The organism is Hymenobacter plasmatis, assembly GCF_020711255.1.
In the GTDB taxonomy this organism is placed as follows: domain Bacteria; phylum Bacteroidota; class Bacteroidia; order Cytophagales; family Hymenobacteraceae; genus Hymenobacter.
The window spans coordinates 70,061-86,053 of the sequence record NZ_JAJFAW010000005.1 but is presented as its reverse complement, the minus strand read 5'-3'; the positions used below and the strand labels follow the sequence as shown (position 1 = coordinate 86,053).

At 59.5% G+C, this 15,993-nt stretch carries 17 protein-coding genes; 12 read left to right on the top strand and 5 right to left on the bottom strand.

The window, feature by feature from the left end; translation table 11 throughout:
• The first annotated feature begins 5 nt into the window (after positions 1-5).
• Positions 6-1,481, top strand: a complete 1,476-nt coding sequence (locus LJ738_RS05050; RefSeq protein WP_227785219.1) for a DNA/RNA non-specific endonuclease — start codon at positions 6-8, stop codon at positions 1,479-1,481.
• 140 nt (positions 1,482-1,621) lie between these two features.
• Here LJ738_RS05050 and LJ738_RS05045 read toward each other — a convergent pair whose 3' ends face one another.
• From LJ738_RS05045 to rsmA, 5 genes are all read right to left on the bottom strand, one after another.
• Positions 1,622-2,605, bottom strand: coding sequence for a hypothetical protein (locus LJ738_RS05045; protein WP_227785218.1), 984 nt, complete (start codon positions 2,603-2,605; stop codon positions 1,622-1,624).
• A gap of 110 nt (positions 2,606-2,715) precedes the next feature.
• On the bottom strand, positions 2,716-3,549 hold the full coding sequence (locus LJ738_RS21440; protein WP_317206783.1) for a nuclease A inhibitor family protein: 834 nt from the start codon (positions 3,547-3,549) through the stop codon (positions 2,716-2,718).
• Between the two features lie 157 nt (positions 3,550-3,706).
• The gene (gene greA, locus LJ738_RS05030; protein WP_227785217.1) at positions 3,707-4,180 is read right to left on the bottom strand and encodes a transcription elongation factor GreA; all 474 of its coding nucleotides are present in this window, start codon (positions 4,178-4,180) and stop codon (positions 3,707-3,709) included.
• 104 nt (positions 4,181-4,284) lie between these two features.
• Positions 4,285-5,307 (bottom strand): NAD(P)-dependent oxidoreductase, encoded by a 1,023-nt coding sequence (locus tag LJ738_RS05025; protein ID WP_227785216.1) that lies wholly within the window; start codon positions 5,305-5,307, stop codon positions 4,285-4,287.
• Between the two features lie 127 nt (positions 5,308-5,434).
• Positions 5,435-6,268: a 16S rRNA (adenine(1518)-N(6)/adenine(1519)-N(6))-dimethyltransferase RsmA gene (rsmA, locus tag LJ738_RS05020; RefSeq protein WP_227785215.1), complete on the bottom strand. Its 834-nt coding sequence runs from the start codon at positions 6,266-6,268 to the stop codon at positions 5,435-5,437.
• Positions 6,269-6,486: 218 nt separating this feature from the next.
• On the opposite strand from rsmA, the gene LJ738_RS05015 reads away from it, so the two are divergent.
• From LJ738_RS05015 to LJ738_RS04965, 11 genes are all read left to right on the top strand, one after another.
• Positions 6,487-7,947 (top strand): leucyl aminopeptidase family protein, encoded by a 1,461-nt coding sequence (locus LJ738_RS05015; protein WP_227785214.1) that lies wholly within the window; start codon positions 6,487-6,489, stop codon positions 7,945-7,947.
• 199 nt (positions 7,948-8,146) lie between these two features.
• On the top strand, positions 8,147-9,178 hold the full coding sequence (gene pdxA, locus LJ738_RS05010; RefSeq protein WP_227785213.1) for a 4-hydroxythreonine-4-phosphate dehydrogenase PdxA: 1,032 nt from the start codon (positions 8,147-8,149) through the stop codon (positions 9,176-9,178).
• Between the two features lie 166 nt (positions 9,179-9,344).
• Positions 9,345-9,902, top strand: a complete 558-nt coding sequence (locus LJ738_RS05005) for a YceD family protein (protein WP_227785212.1) — start codon at positions 9,345-9,347, stop codon at positions 9,900-9,902.
• A 61-nt stretch (positions 9,903-9,963) separates the two neighbouring features.
• On the top strand, positions 9,964-10,194 hold the full coding sequence (gene rpmF, locus LJ738_RS05000) for a 50S ribosomal protein L32 (RefSeq protein ID WP_068194512.1): 231 nt from the start codon (positions 9,964-9,966) through the stop codon (positions 10,192-10,194).
• A gap of 116 nt (positions 10,195-10,310) precedes the next feature.
• A complete protein-coding gene (gene plsX / locus LJ738_RS04995) occupies positions 10,311-11,252 on the top strand; it encodes a phosphate acyltransferase PlsX (RefSeq protein ID WP_227785211.1) in 942 nt (313 codons plus the stop codon).
• 151 nt (positions 11,253-11,403) lie between these two features.
• On the top strand, positions 11,404-12,414 hold the full coding sequence (locus LJ738_RS04990; RefSeq protein WP_227785210.1) for a beta-ketoacyl-ACP synthase III: 1,011 nt from the start codon (positions 11,404-11,406) through the stop codon (positions 12,412-12,414).
• Positions 12,415-12,510: 96 nt separating this feature from the next.
• On the top strand, positions 12,511-13,074 hold the full coding sequence (gene efp, locus LJ738_RS04985; protein ID WP_068194505.1) for an elongation factor P: 564 nt from the start codon (positions 12,511-12,513) through the stop codon (positions 13,072-13,074).
• A gap of 25 nt (positions 13,075-13,099) precedes the next feature.
• The gene (accB, locus tag LJ738_RS04980) at positions 13,100-13,570 is read left to right on the top strand and encodes an acetyl-CoA carboxylase biotin carboxyl carrier protein (RefSeq protein ID WP_227785209.1); all 471 of its coding nucleotides are present in this window, start codon (positions 13,100-13,102) and stop codon (positions 13,568-13,570) included.
• Between the two features lie 124 nt (positions 13,571-13,694).
• Positions 13,695-15,041 carry an acetyl-CoA carboxylase biotin carboxylase subunit gene (accC, locus tag LJ738_RS04975; protein ID WP_227785208.1) on the top strand — a complete coding sequence of 449 codons (1,347 nt, stop codon included), beginning with the start codon at positions 13,695-13,697 and terminating at the stop codon, positions 15,039-15,041.
• A gap of 82 nt (positions 15,042-15,123) precedes the next feature.
• Positions 15,124-15,480: a hypothetical protein gene (locus LJ738_RS04970; protein ID WP_227785207.1), complete on the top strand. Its 357-nt coding sequence runs from the start codon at positions 15,124-15,126 to the stop codon at positions 15,478-15,480.
• Positions 15,481-15,559: 79 nt separating this feature from the next.
• Positions 15,560-15,955 (top strand): hypothetical protein, encoded by a 396-nt coding sequence (locus LJ738_RS04965; RefSeq protein WP_227785206.1) that lies wholly within the window; start codon positions 15,560-15,562, stop codon positions 15,953-15,955.
• The last annotated feature ends 38 nt before the right edge of the window (positions 15,956-15,993 follow it).

Genomic DNA, 15,993 nt, shown 5'->3' with positions numbered 1-15,993 from the left:
CCTTCATGCGCTCCCCTTTCCTGCTTTTATCCCTGGCTTTGCTGGCCTGCTCGCAGCAGCAGCCCGAAAACACTACCCAGCGGCCCCCGGTCCCTGCAAAGTCTGCTCAGGCAGCCCCCGCTCCTTTCCCCGAGACCTTCGAAACCGGCAGCAAGGGCGCTTATACCGAGGCCGACGAGCCCCTGGCCACCGGTACCTGGCACTTTGCCGACGCCCTGGTGGGCAGCAGCCCGCAAGACCATAAAAGTGGCGAGCGCGCGGCCCGCCTGCACAACCTGGGCCGCATCCGCATGAACTTCGACGCCGTGCCCGGGGTGCAGCGCATTACCATCAGCGCAGCGGCCTACGGGCAGGACGGCCCCAGCACCTGGGAGCTGTGGCTGAGCCGCGACGGCGGCCGCAGCTTCGTGCGCACCGGCCAGCCCATCGAAACCCGCGGCGCGACCCTAGTGCCCCACGTGTTCGCCGGGGTAGCCAACGAGCCCATCCGCCTGGAAATCCGCAAAACCAGCGGCCCAAACAACCGGCTCAACATCGACGACATCACGCTGGAAACAGCTAAAGGGCCCGCCATAGCCGTGAGCACCGGCGCCACCGGCGGCTATTTCGAAAACCGAAATAACCCCCAACCAGCCACACCCAGCCAACCCAATTCGCGGGCTTCCCAGCCCCGCACCGGCGAGGTACCGGTAGCCACGGGTGCCCAGGCGCCCTCTACTTCCGAAGACAACCTGGCCCTGGGCAACCCCAGCGGCGCCACTTCCGACCCCGCCAACGCCAACAATTACCTGCTGGTCCACCCGGAATTTACGATAGGCTACCACGCCACGCGCGGCATACCCACGTGGGTGAGCTGGCACCTGGGCCGCGGCGACCTTGGCCAGGCCCCGCGCCAGAACAACTTCCGCCCCGACGCTGCCCTGCCCCGGCAGTTTTATCAGGTAACGCCCGCCAGCTATGCCCGCTCCGGCTTCGATAAAGGTCACAACTGCCCCAGCGGCGACCGCACCAGCGACCTCGACGCCAACTCGGCCACCTTCCTGATGACCAACATGGTGCCCCAGGCCCCGCATAACAACCAGCAGACCTGGGCCCACTTAGAAGAATACGGCCGCTCGCAGGTACAACGCGGCCAGGAGGTATACATCATCATGGGCAGCTACGGCCGCGGCGGCACCGGCGCCAACGGCTTCGCCCAAACCCTGGACCAGGGCCGCGTGACCGTGCCCGCCCGCATCTGGAAAGTCATGGTCATGCTCCCCGAAGGCCAGAACGACCTGCAGCGGCTCAGCACCGACCCCAGCGTGCGCGTGCTGGCCATCGACACGCCCAACGACAACGGCGTGAACCCCGACTGGCGGCAGTACCTCACTTCCGTCGATAAAATCGAAGCCGCTTCCGGATTGGATTTGCTCAGTGCCTTGCCGCAAAACACCCAGGCCCGCTTGCAGAAGCTGGTAGACAGCGGCCGGGCACTCTAGCACTAGCAGTAGCAAACGAGAGCAGGCATCAGAATTGACGCCATATTTGACTGGATTGATGTAAAGCCAAAACGCCTGAAGCAGCAGTTGCTTCAGGCGTTTTAGTTATCGTTTCAGTTAGACTATTTGACTGCTAACAGCTAGAAGCGGTGCGTAAGCGAAAGCCCGGTTCCTCCCGAGTGGCCCGGGAAATTCACCACTCCCACTGCCGTGCGGCTGGCTTTAGCCATGCTTCGGTGGTGGAGCAGATTCCAGGTACTCAGCGCCACAGTAGCTGTGCCTGCTCCAATATTGATAGTGGAAACGGTACGCTCCGGTGCGTGCGATATGCCAGCCGCAGGATAAGGATTCCACCCAATGCCGTAATAAGGCGTTTCGTCGGCGGGCATATTGAAGGCGCCCATCAGCACTTGCCCAGCTCCGCTGAGCAGGCCTACGTAGGCCACGCCCCGGCTCACTCCCGACAGGTTGAACTGGCTGGCATTGGCGACGCCCAGCATGGTGTTGAAGCCGCTCCATACAGCCGTGCCCACCGCGTAGCGGGTAGCTACCGGCACCACGGTTTGGGTGCTGGCGCCGGGAACTGGGTAGCCATAAGTTGGCTGAATCAGAGCGCACTCCTGCTTGGTGAGGCCGGAAGTCTGCACCCATTCGGCCAGCGCGGGGGTGCGCATGTCGGCAATCAGGTCGTACTGATGCGCTTTGTTAATGCGTTCGGCCACGGGGCGGCCAGCCGTTTCGGCTATCAAGAATCCGACCGCGCACAGGCGGCCGTCGCGGTCGATGAAGCACGGCCGGCGCTCCCCGGGATAGTCGTAGTTGCGCGGAAACACGCCGGCCGTCCAGTAGCTATGCAGCAAATCGAGCACGTGGGCGCGGCGTTGGGCCAGGGTGGGGCTCAGGCCAGCGGCAGTGCGCTGGCGCAACAGCCGCTCGGCATACGCCAGGTGGGCCTGCACCCGGGCATCGTCATTGGTGCTGGCGGTGGGCTGTTGGCCCGTAGCGGCTACGTAGCCCGCATTGCCCACGAGGGTATTTACCTGGTCCGTGGCTAGAGGAACTGGCTGTTGCTGGCAGGCACTGAAGCTCAGGCCTAGCAGCAGAAAGGCATAAAGTTTTTTCATCGAGGTAGCAGGGCATTTTGCACGGGACCCTCCCGTGTTTGTGCCTGACCGCCAACCCTACGCTAAAGTTGCACGCCTTATTGAGCTAAATATGCAAAAATGAAGTGGCCTCAGGTTTCCGTCAGCACGGTTTTGAAGCCGGCCAAGGTCCCATCGGCAGTGCGGCCCAGCGCGTAGGCGTGCACCTGCGGCCCGGTGCCCACGCGGTACACTTTTGTACCATCCAGCTCCTGCTTCATGAACATCTGCAGGGCTTTGTAGCGGTTGGCCAGCTTTTCATCGCCCAGCACGCCGTTATCGGCCGTGTGGTTGCGCAGGAACTGGGTGAGCTCCACGGTTTCCACTTTGGTGCCCGCGGGCTCGCCCACCGCTTTCAGTAGCGCGGCATCGGACAACTCGCCACCGGGAGCGGCATACGCCACGGCTTCAAGCGGGGCATCCGATTCGCTCATAAAAATTAGGCCTTCCACCTGCTTTTTTAGCTCTGGTGGCACCGCGGCTCCAGAGTCGGCAGTTGAGCTGGCTTTTGCTTCGCTCAGGCCGCTGCCGCCCTCCACTTTGGCCGCGATGGCCGCCGCCAGTTCCTGCATGCGGGCTTCGGGCACTTTGATTTTGGGGTTGGCAAAATTCATGTCCGACACCTTGTTCATCGGGATGAGGTGGATGTGCGCGTGGGGCACTTCCAGCCCAATAACTGCTACCCCGATGCGCTTACAAGTCACGGCGGCCTGCACTCCCTTGGCTACGCGCTGGGCAAAGACGTGCAGCGCGGCCAGCTCATCCGTCGGCAGGTCGAAGATGTAGTCAACTTCCTTTTTTGGAATCACCAGCGTATGGCCTTCCACCAGGGGCGTGATGTCGAGAAATGCCAGGTGGCGGCCGTCTTCGGCTACTTTAAATGCCGGCAGCTCGCCGGAAACAATGCGCGAAAAAATAGAAGGCATAAGCTGGGATTGGTGGGTGGGCGTAGGTTGGGGAACGGTTGTCGGTGCAAGTAAACGAGAACCATCCAGCCATAGCTGAATGCAGATGGAAAAATAAAAAGGGCAGCGCCCTGCGGCGCTGCCCTTTCCATGGACAATCAGAAATCGTCAGTCCAGTTTAGCGGCTGATTTCCAGAATCTCAAACTGCAGCTTGCCAGCCGGCACAATGATTTCGGCCATGTCGCCGGCCGATTTCCCCAGCAAGCCTTTGCCGATGGGCGACTTCACGGAGATTTTGCCCGCGGACAGGTTGGCTTCTTCCTCGGCTACCAGCGTGTAGTCGAGCACCATGTTGTTTTTCAGGTTCTTGAGCTTCACCTTGCTCATGATGAGGACTTTGGTGAAGTCCATGTTCGTTTCGTCGATGACGCGGGCGTTGCCGACCACTTCTTCGAGCTTCGAAATCTTAAGCTCCAGCAAACCTTGGGCATCCTTGGCGGCGTCGTATTCGGCATTTTCGCTCAGGTCGCCTTTGTCGCGGGCTTCGCGCAAATCTTCGGCAGCTTTGGCCCGGCCCCGGACTTTCAGGTCCTGGAGTTCCTCCTTCAGTTTTTGCAGGCCCTCGGGGGTGTAATAGTTGATGGTGGACATGATGAATGTAGCGGCTGGTGGGTTTGGCTAAAAAGCAAGGAGAACGGCTGGCACTGCCAACCGTTCTCCCTTCTTAGGTTCACTGCAAAGATACGCAAAATGGGCTAGCTCCCTGCTACCGCCCCCTGGGGCCCCTGCCGAAAGGCCGCAATCTTACGCACCAGCACTTCGTTGATGCGAGCGTAGCTCTGGTGCGTCCAGCCACCGATGTGGGGCGAAAGCACGACGTTGGCATCGGAAGCGAGGAACTCAAACGTCTGTTGCTGCTCAGGAGTAAGCGTGCCAAGCCGTTCATTTTCGAGCACATCGAGCGCGGCCCCACGCACCGTACCGGCCTGCAGGGCTCGCACCAATGCCGCTTGGTTTAGCACTTCGCCCCGGGCCGTATTAAGCAGCCAAATCGGCGCGGCAAACCCCGCGAGTAGGCGCTCATCGACAAAATGATGGTTGGCCGGCGAGTACGGAATGTGCAGGCTCAGCACCTCGGCGCGGGCCTGCAGCTCGGACAGGCTCACTAGCTTAGCATAGTCATCTGCAGCACAGTTTGGGTCAATGTCGTGGGCCAGCACGGTGCAGCCAAAAGCGCTGAGCCGGCGCGCAAACGCCCGGCCCATGTGCCCATAGCCCAACAGCCCAACGGTTTTGCCCCCGATTTCTTCGCCCCGGTTGGCCTCGCGCTGCCACCGGCCCTGTCGCACTTCGTGGTCGGCCCGGGCAATGTTGCGGAACAGCGCCAGCAGCATGCCCACAGCGTATTCGCCCACAGCGTCGCGGTTGCCCTCCGGCGCGTTGAGCAGCGTGACGCCCGCCGCGGCCATGGCGTCTTCGTCAATGTTATCGACTCCGGCACCGGCCCGGGCTACGTAGCGCAACTGTGGTCCGTGGGCCAGCAGGTCAGCCGTCACGCGCAGTTTGCTCCGCACCATCAGGCCCTCGTAGGGAAAAGCTGCGAGGGCGGCGGGTATTTCGGCGGCTGTTAGGTTAGGGCAATAGTTTATTGATACGCCAATGGCTTGCAGCATCGGCTGCAGCGACGGGTGCATCTCGTCCACCACTAGGCATATGCCTTGGGTTGCGGGAGCGGGCGGCAGGTGAGCAGTTGAGGCAGGGCCTTGGGCCAGGTTCATAAAATGCGGCTAGTGTCGTATTGAGGGCGAAGTAGCGCGGACTTTGTAGTCCGCGTCCCGGCGCCGTTAGGGTGTCGTCCGGATGTCCGCCGGGGACGCGGACTACAAAGTCCGCGCTACAGCAATACTATTCAGATAGGTCGTTCAGGTCCAAATCGGGCAGGGCGGCGCTCAAGCCCGCATTGTGCTGCCCGATGCGCTGGGTCAGCCCAACAAATTCGGCCACACCTAATTGCTCGGCCCGCTTCTCGAATATGGCATCCGTCGTGGCCTCTGGAGGCAGGCCGAAGGGCTTCAACGCATTGCGCAGGGTCTTGCGCCGCGTTTGAAACGCCTGCTTCACGACCCGGAAAAACAGCTTCTCGTCGCAGTCAAGCTGCTGGGTTTCGTTGCGTGTGAGGCGCACCACGGCCGACTCCACTTTGGGCGGCGGCACAAACACGTGCGGCGGTACCGTAAACAGGTACTCGATTTTATAATAAGCCTGCAGAAGCACGCTCAGAATGCCGTAGGTTTTGGAGCCGGGCGGCTCGGCCAGGCGCTGGGCTACTTCCTTCTGAATCATGCCCACCACTTCGCGCACCTGCTGGCGATTGGCCAGCACCTGGAAAAATATCTGGCTGCTGATATTGTAGGGAAAGTTGCCGATAATGGCCAGCGGCTGGTCCGGGAACATCGTGCTCAGGTCCTGCCGCAGGAAGTCGGTGGCGTAGATGCGGTCTGCCAGCGCTGGGTAGTGGGCCTTTAGGTAGGCCACCGACTCGGTATCGATTTCCACCACGCTGGTCTGGTAGGCTGGGTTTTCCAGCAAATACTGCGTGAGCACCCCCATGCCGGGCCCAATTTCGAGCACCTGGCCCACGCCATCGGGCAGCTGCAGGGCAGCCACGATGCGGCGGGCAATGTTGGGGTCAGCCAGGAAGTGTTGGCCGAGGTGTTTTTTGGGGCGAACGGTATTCACAGGGATCTATTAAGAAGGAAACAAAACGCGGTGTCGGCTCGGCCCAACTGAAGGAAGGCGCCAGCCCAACAACGCTAGTACGCAAAGAATCAAAGCCGTTTACCGAGACGGTAACACTGCTTCGAGCGGCTCAGCCTGACGTTCCTATGCGTTCTGTCAAAACCTCGCCACCTAAACAGTACCTTGCGGCCTCAAATCTACGGCCTTCACTCCCGCTCATGTCCCTAGTCCTTGCCCACGCGGCCACCGCACCGGCCCAATCTTCGCAGGTATTCATTTTGTCGCACGGGGTTTCTGCCCTGCCTGCCGGCGCCGCCGGCGACCTTTCGGCCGAAGCCCAGCAATACGTGACTGCGGCCCTCGCCGACGACCAGAAGCTCGTTCACCTCAATCACTTCAGCCATCACCACTTCTTTGTGGTACTGGCCAACAAGCCTACCCCCGAGCAGGTAGCCGAGGCCCTGCGCCGAAGCGGCAATTCCCTGCACGCCCAGCTCAAGAAAGAAAAAGTAGCCGAGCTGTTCATTCACAACCTGAGCGACACACCCGACGCCGCCCTGCTGCTAGCCGAAGGCCTAGCCCTGACAGCCTACCAGTTTGAAGGCTACAAAACCGACGAGAAATCGCGCAAGGCCGCCAGCCTCACCACTGTTTCTGTGGTTGGCGACGCCGCCACACCGGCCGCCATCGCCGAACTCGACGGCCTGCTGCAAGGCGTGTTCCTGGCCCGCAACCTGGTCAATGCCCCGCTCAATAAGCTCAACGCCCTGCAGCTAGCCGAGAGCATCGCCACCGCCGGCGACGAAGCCGGCTACACCACCGACATCCTCGACCTGCCCAAAATCGAAGCCTTGCGCATGGGCGGTCTGCTGGCCGTGAACCTGGGCTCGCCCGAGCCGCCCACCTTCAGCATCCTGGAGTGGAAGCCTGCCGGCGCCCAAAACGCCAAGCCCTACGTGCTGGTGGGCAAAGGCGTGGTGTTTGACACCGGCGGCCTCAGCCTCAAGCCCACGCCAAATAGCATGGACATGATGAAGTGCGACATGGCGGGCGGCGCGGCCGTGGCCGGCACGCTCTACGCCCTCGCAAAAAACAACGTTCCGTTGCACGTCATCGGCCTGGTGCCGGCCACCGACAACCGCCCCGGCGGCCTGGCCTATGCTCCCGGCGACGTCATCACCATGCACAGCGGCCTCACCGTTGAAGTAAAAAACACCGATGCCGAAGGCCGCCTGCTTCTCGCCGACGCCCTGAGCTTCGCCAAGAAATACAACCCCGAACTAGTCATCGACCTTGCTACGCTCACCGGCGCCGCCGTGCGCGCTCTAGGCACCGAAGCCTCGGCCGTGATGGGCACTGCCGATGTTGCCACCAAGCAGGAGCTTACCGCTGCCGGCTACCGCGTCCACGAGCGGCTGGTAGAGTTTCCGCTGTGGGACGAGTACGCCGACCACATCAAGTCTGACATCGCTGACCTGAGCAACCTGGGCAAGGGCGAAGCCGGCCAAATCTCCGCCGCCAAGTTCCTGGAGCGCTTCGCCGAGGCTTACCCCTGGTTGCACCTCGACATCGCCGGCCCCGCCTTCCTCACGGCAGCCGAAAGCTACCGCGGCAAAGGCGGTACGGGCACCGGCGTGCGCTTGCTGTACCAGTTCCTGACCAATCAATTGAATAAATAGCCGTCATGCTGAGCTTGTCGAAGCATCTCGCTCGCGCCGTCTGTCATGCAGAGTGCAGCGAAGCATCTTATCACGTTGAAACGAATTGTTCAGCCGTGAGAAGGCCCTTCGCGCTGCTCAGGTTGACAGTAGAAGCGGTAGAGATGCTTCGCTACACTTAGCATGACGTTCTTTTTGCCTGACGTTCTAGATTAGTACAATGCCCCCCTCCCTTCCCCGCTTAGGCTTTTCGGTCGGCGACCTTGCCGGCATCGGCCCCGAGGTTATTTACAAAACGCTGCTCGACGAGCGGCTGCTCAAGATTTGCACCCCGGTTATTTACGGCACGGCCACAGCGCTGTTTGACGATTTCCCGGTTGACCCCGATGCCGAGCACCTCACCTTCCGGCAGTTGCGGGACGCGGCCGATATTGCTCCCGGCCGGCTCAACGCCGTCACGTGCTGGGAAGAGGACTTTGTCCTTGCGCCCGGCAAGCCCTCGCCTGCCACGGGTCAGGCAGCCCGCGAAAGCCTGTTGGCCGCCAGCCGCGACCTCAAAGCTGGCAAGCTCGATGCCCTCGTCACGGCGCCCATTAGCAAGGACAACACCCAGTCCGACGAATTTCGCTACCCTGGCCACACCGAGTTCCTGACCACGTTTTTCGGAGCGCCGGAGAGCCTGATGTTCCTCGTGGACGAAGGTGGCCTGCGCATTGCCACCGTCACGGGTCATATCCCGCTCAAGGATGTGCCCGGGCGCCTTACTTCGGAGCTGCTGCGCACCAAAATCACCTTGCTGCTCAAATCGCTCACGCAGGATTTCGGCATTCTCAAGCCGCGCATCGCGGTGCTGGGCCTCAACCCCCACGCCGGCGAAAACGGCCTGCTGGGTAGCGAGGAAGGTGATATCGTGACGCCCGTCATCCAGCAGTTTGCTCAGGAAGGTCACTTGGTTTTTGGCCCCTTCCCGGCCGATGGCTACTTCGGCACCCAGCAGTTCCGGCAGTTCGACGCCACCCTGGCACTTTACCACGACCAAGGCTTGATTCCTTTTAAGCTGATGGCATTTGAGCGCGGCGTGAACTTCACGGCGGGCCTGCCAGTGGTGCGCACCTCTCCTGACCATGGCACAGCGTACAGCTTAGCAGGACAGTTCAAAGCCAGCGAAGCGTCGTTTCGAGCGGCGGTTTACCTGGCCTGCGAGGTGTGGCGGCAGCGCTGGGAAGATGCCCAGCCGCGTTCGGCTCGGTAGCCAAAGGGGATATTATCGGGCATCAATAAAAAGTGAGCTACGTATAGTGAGCTGCACATTTTGCCAGAGATGAGCTGACCCTCAGCGTAAACACCGGCTCTAGCTGGGTGAAAACGCTAAGAAAGTTGGGCTTATCTTTTGGCAAAAAGCCGGAATTTCACTACTTTTGCCCCCTGCTATCAAGCCGACCGTGAAAAAAGAAAGCCAATTCGACCTCAATCTTGCCAAGCTGGCGCTGAAAACGCACCATTTTGAATTTGAGTTGGGTCCCGACTTTTTTGCCTTATTCGACCAGCCCCTGGTGGAGCAAGGCAACCTGCACGCCGACGTTGAGCTAATCAAAACCGAGCGGCTCCTCACCCTGAATTTTCACATCACCGGCACCGTGCGCCTGACCTGTGACCGCAGCCTCGACGAGTTCGACCAGCCGCTGGACATCGAGGAGCAGCTCTTGGTGCGCTTCGGCGACGAGAACAAGGAACTGGACGACAACGTGCTGCAAATCACGCCCGAAACCCAGTCTTTGCCCCTGGCCCAGCACCTGTACGATTACATCGGCCTGGCGCTGCCCATGAAGAAGCTGCACCCGCGCTTCCAGGACGAAGCCGACGACAACCCCGACGCTCCCACCAAGCTCATCTTCAGCACCCGTCCTGCCGATGATGCGCCCGATGACGACGAGCCGGCCGACCCGCGTTGGGCCGCCCTGCGCAACCTCAACTAAGCGCCCCGAGTCGCGCCCCACTCGTTCACCGTTACTTCAAATTCCCTAATTCAACAAACCCATGGCTCATCCTAAGCGCCGCACCTCTTCCTCCGTTCGCGATAAGCGTCGCACGCACTACAAGCTTACCCCGAAGGCCGTTACCTTGTGCCCCAACACGGGCGAACTGCACCTGCGCCACAAGGCCTATGTAGTAGACGGCGACCTGTACCACAACGGCCAGCTGGCCATCAAAAACTACTCGAAGGTGAGCTCTGCTCCCGCTGCCGATACCACCGGCGACGACGAATAGCGCGTCAGGTTGTTAATTCGCGGTACCTTACGGTCCGGCTTCGCTCCTTTTTTAAGCCAGCGGGGCCGGACTTGTAGTTACTACCCCTTTCCCTGACCTCCCCAAACACCTCCTACATGAAAATAGCCCTCGACGCAATGGGCGGCGATTTCGCTCCCCAAGCCGCCGTGGCGGGTGCCCTGCTGGCCGCCGAAGAACTCGCCGGCCGGGCCACCATCGTCCTCATTGGTCAGGAAGACGCCGTGCGGCCCCTGCTCCAAGCAGCCGGCCCCGCCGGTGCCGCCCTCGAATTCGTGCCTGCGACGCAGATTATCGAAATGGCCGAGCACCCGGCCAAAGCCTTCCAACAAAAGCAGGACTCCAGCATTGCCGTGGGCTACAAGCTGCTGCTGGCGGGCGAGGTCGATGCATTTTGCTCGGCGGGCAACACGGGCGCCATGCTCGTTGGGGCCATGTTCACGGTGAAGGCCGTGCCCGGCGTGATTCGCCCGGCCATTGCCAACTTCGTTCCCAAGCTAAAAGACAAGTTCGGCATCCTGCTCGACGTGGGCGCCAATGCCGAATGCAAACCCGAAATGCTCGAGCAGTTTGGTGAGCTGGGCTCCCTGTATGCGCAGTACGTGCTGGGCATTGCCGAGCCCAAAGTTGGGCTGGTAAACCTGGGCGAAGAAGAAGGCAAGGGCACCCCCAACACTCAAGCCGCTCATCAGCTGCTGAAAGCCAACCCGCACATTCATTTCGTGGGCAATATCGAAGGCCGCGACATGTTCAACGAAAAGGCCGACGTAGTGGTCTGCGATGGCTTCACCGGCAACATTTTGCTGAAAATGGCCGAGTCCATCTACGAGATGATGGACGAAAAGCAGATTCACGACCCGTTCTTCGACAAGTTCAACTACGAGGCCGTGGGCGGCTCGCCCATCCTGGGTATCAACGACAACGCCATCATCGGCCACGGCCGGAGCACGCCGCTGGCTATCTGCAACATGTTGGTGCAGGGCTACAACATGGCGGATTCCGGCATTGTCGACCAAATAAAGGCTACATTTAAGTCATAACTCCAGCTTTAAGCGAAGGGGAAACTTCCGGCCCCGGCCGGATTTTTCTTATAACTCCCTGGCACCCCTGGCGGCACCTTTAGCGCGAAATGGTCGCGCTTTTTTCTGTTGCGATGCCCATTTCTCGCTTACCACGCCTACTTTTGCCCGTATGAAGATTACTGCTGCCATCACCGGCGTGGGCGCTTATGTGCCCGAATATGTGCTTACCAATGCTGAGCTTGAAAAGCTGGTGGATACCACCGATGAGTGGATTATGTCCCGCACCGGCATTAAGGAACGCCGCATATTGAAGGGTGAAAACCAGGGCGCGTCCGTGATGGGCATCAAAGCGGTGCAGCAATTGCTGGATAAAACCGGCACCAATCCGGAGGACATTGACCTCCTGATTTGCGCCACCACCACCCCCGACGTGCTGTTTCCGGCTACGGCCAACATCATTTCCAATGGCGTGGGCATCACCAAGGCGTTCAGCTACGATTTGAACGCAGCGTGCTCCAGCTTCCTATTTGCATTAGCTACGGGTTCACAGTTCATTCAGGCGGGCACCTACAAGAAGGTAATTGTGGTGGGTGCGGATAAAATGTCGTCCATTGTGGACTACACGGACCGCGCCAACTGCATCCTGTTCGGCGATGGTGCCGCGGCAGTGCTTTTGGAGCCCAACACCGAGGGCTACGGCCTGCTCGACCACGTGCTGCGCACCGACGGCAGCGGCGAGGCCTACCTGCACCAGAAAGCCGGCGGCAGCCGCCGCCCCCCGTCGCACGCCACCGTGGACGCCAAGGAGCACTTCATCTACCAGGAGGGTGCCACGGTGTTCAAGTTTGCCGTGAAGAGCATGGCCGACGTGGCCGCGCAGGTAATGGAGCGCAACCACCTCAGCAAGGACGACGTGGCCTGGCTGGTACCGCACCAGGCCAACAAGCGCATCATCGACGCCACGGCCAACCGCATGGGTGTGGGCCCCGAGAAAGTGATGCTCAACATTCACCGCTACGGCAACACCACCAACGCCACCATTCCGCTGTGCCTGGCCGACTACGAAAGCCAGCTCAAGCGCGGCGACAACCTGGTGCTGGCCGCCTTTGGGGGTGGATTCACCTGGGGCTCCATCTATATCAAATGGGCGTATGATGGCGCAGCGGTAGCCAGAAGCTAATAGCTGTTAGCTTTGCATCCTTTGCGCTGAATTACATTTCTTTCCCATCCAAACCAGCTATTAGCCCCGTGCTATACGCTAATAGATTTTAAAGCCATGGCAAGTACCGCCGACTTCCGCAACGGGCTCGTTCTTAATTACAACAACGAGCTGCACGTCATTACCGAATTTCAGCACGTAAAGCCCGGCAAAGGCCCGGCCTTTGTGCGGACCAAGCTGCGTAACATCAAGACCGGCCGCGTTATCGACAACACCTTCAACGCCGGGGTGAAAGTGGAAACGGCCCGCGTAGAGCAACGCCCCCACCAGTTCATTTACAAGGACGACTACGGCTACACGTTCATGGACACCAGCACCTTTGAGCAAATTGTGCTGCCCGACGCCATGGTGCCCTTTGCCGACCTCATGAAGGAAGGCCAGGAAGTAACCATCCTGATGCACGCCGAAACCGAGCAGCCCCTCACCGCCGAACTGCCCACCACCGTTGAGCTGATGGTAACGTATACCGAGCCCGGCCTGAAGGGCGACACGGCTACCAACACCCTGAAGCCCGCCACGGTTGAAACCGGCGCCCGCATCCAGGTGCCGCTGTTCATCGACCAGGACACCAAAATTCGGGTGGACACCCGCAACTACGCTTATGTCGAAAGAGTCAAGTAAGGATTCGCCCAAAAAGGACGCTGCCATGAAAGCCAAAGAAATACAGGAACTGCTCGATTTTATCTCCAAATCAGGCCTCAACAAGGTTAACATTGAAACCGAGGAATTCAAGATTTCGGTGCAGCGTGACCCCAATACCAAACAAGTAGTGAGTATGGCCGCTCCGGCCCATACCCACGCGCCTGCCCCGGCTCAGATTGCAGCTCCGGCTCCTGCCCCCGCGGCTTCCGCGGCGCCCGCAGAAGCAGCGCCCGCTGCTAACCACAAGTCCCTGAAAGCGCCCATGATTGGTACGTTCTATCGCAGCAGCGGCCCCGATGCTCCAGCCTTCGTGCAAGTAGGTGATATGGTGGAAAAAGGCCAGGTTATCTGCATTATCGAAGCCATGAAGCTTTTCAACGAAATCGAAGCCGAAGAAAGCGGCCGCATCGTGAAGGCCCTGGTGGAAAATGCTACCCCGGTGGAGTACGACCAGCCTTTGTTTTTGATTGAGTAGTTAATACGCCTGTCATCCTGAGTGGAGCGAAGGACCTTATCATGTTTGAACGACTTGTTCTGACTTGATAGGGTCCTTCGCTCCGCTCAGGATGACAGTTTTTTTATTCCTGACTATCCCACCCATGTTCAAGAAAATACTCATCGCCAACCGGGGCGAAATTGCCCTGCGCATTATCCGCACCTGCAAGGAAATGGGCATCAAGACGGTGGCCGTGTACTCAACCGCTGACAAGGAAAGCCTGCACGTAAAATTTGCCGACGAAGCCGTGTGCATCGGCCCGCCCGCCTCGTCGCAATCGTACCTGAGCATGCCCAACCTGATTTCGGCAGCCGAAATCACCAACGCCGACGCCATTCACCCCGGCTACGGATTCCTCTCGGAGAACGCAGAATTCTCGCGCATTTGCGCCGAGAACGGCATCAAGTTCATCGGGGCCGCGCCCGAGATGATTAATCAGATGGGCGACAAGGCTACTGCCAAAGCCACGATGATTAAAGCCGGCGTGCCCTGCATTCCTGGCTCGGTGGGTTTGCTCGACTCGGTGGAGCAGGGCAAGAAGATTGCCAACAAAATTAAATACCCCGTTATTCTGAAGGCCACGGCTGGCGGCGGCGGGCGCGGCATGCGCATTATCCACAGCGACGACGAATTCCAGAAAGCCTGGGACGACGCCCGCACGGAGTCTAAAGCCGCCTTCGGCAACGACGGCATGTACCTGGAGAAGTTTGTGGTGGAGCCCCGCCACATCGAAGTGCAGATTGTGGGCGACCAGTTCGGCCACGTAGCCCACCTTTCGGAACGCGACTGCAGCATCCAGCGCCGCCACCAGAAGCTGGTGGAGGAAGCGCCTTCCCCGTTTATGACCGACGCGCTACGCGAGAAAATGGGCAAAGCGGCCATTGCCGGCGCTGCGGCCATTGGCTACGAGGGCGTGGGCACCATTGAATTCCTGGTGGATGCCAACCGTGATTTCTACTTCATGGAGATGAACACCCGCATTCAGGTGGAGCATCCCGTGACCGAGGAAATCATTAACTACGACCTCATTAAAGAACAAATCAAGGTGGCCGCGGGCATCCCGATTTCGGGCAAGAACTACTTCCCGAAGATGCACGCCATGGAGTGCCGCATCAACGCCGAAGACCCGCGCAACGGGTTCCGCCCGGCTCCCGGCAAAATCACCACCCTGCACATTCCCGGCGGCCACGGCGTGCGCGTGGATACGCACGTGTACGCGGGCTACACCATCCCGCCCAACTACGACTCGATGATTGCCAAGCTCATCACCGTGGCCCAAACCCGTGAAGAGTGCATCGTGAAGATGAAGCGCGCCCTAAGCGAGTTTGTGGTAGAAGGCGTGAAAACGACCATCCCCTTCCACCTCGCGCTGATGGATAACGAGCAGTTCCGCGAAGGCAATTTCACGACGGCTTTTCTGGAGCAGTCATTCGATTTCTCATCGATTTAAGCTTCCTATTTTGAGTCAACAGCAACGCCTAATCATATTTGGTTAGGCGTTGCTGTTGGCTCAATTTTGATTTATCCCGACTATGAAAAAGCTACTTACATTTTGCCTCTTCTTGAGCACTAGCTTTTTGCTTGATGGCTGCGCTGAATCCTGCAATGGCAACATTGAAACCACGGTGCTCTACGCCAAACCAGGCCCCAAAGGCGTGGGCCGGTCCATATATGTAGATGTGGTCAACAAACCTGACCTAGGTATTAAAAAGACCTTGCTGTATGAAGGCAAGGAGTTTGGCACCTTTCCCCATGTGATTATCATTCACGACCCGGCCAGCAAATTTGCGTCGAACAGCAAAATCTGCTTTACCGAATACCAAAAAGGAGCTGCAGAAGCTGGAGGCGATTTGAGTGAGGATGGCATTCCACAGATTCGGCTCTATTAAAGAAATCGGATTAGGCTGCAACTGTTGACGGTCCGGTTGGCCTCTTTTCACTGACTATACTCTGGCCTAGCTCGAATTGATGAGAGTTTTCTTGCTTGTTGGTGGCCTGCTGCTTGGCAGCTCGTTACCTGCCTTTTGCCAAGGCCGAGATACTGTTTTTGCCGTGCACAAATTGTTTAGGGCGAAACGCAGCAGTGCCAAGGGTTTGCAGGCAGCCAAGGACAGCGTAGCCAGCACGGCCTTATATGCCGAACGCATGGGCAGACCCCGCACTGCCCAGGAAGCGAGGCAGGATGCGCTGGCCAGTACCGGATTCGCGATTGCGAGCGTGCTGAAGGCAGGTGACTACAGCGCCGAGAACGAGGCCGCCATCATTCAGCGCTACCAAGCTGGCGGTTCCATCCCGCCCGCCATTCGCCGCAAGCTGAAACGCAAGCACTTTCATCGCACATCCCGCGATATAGTTAGTCCTTAATTCTAATTCGAACGCCCCCGCCGCCCCAAGCGCCGGGG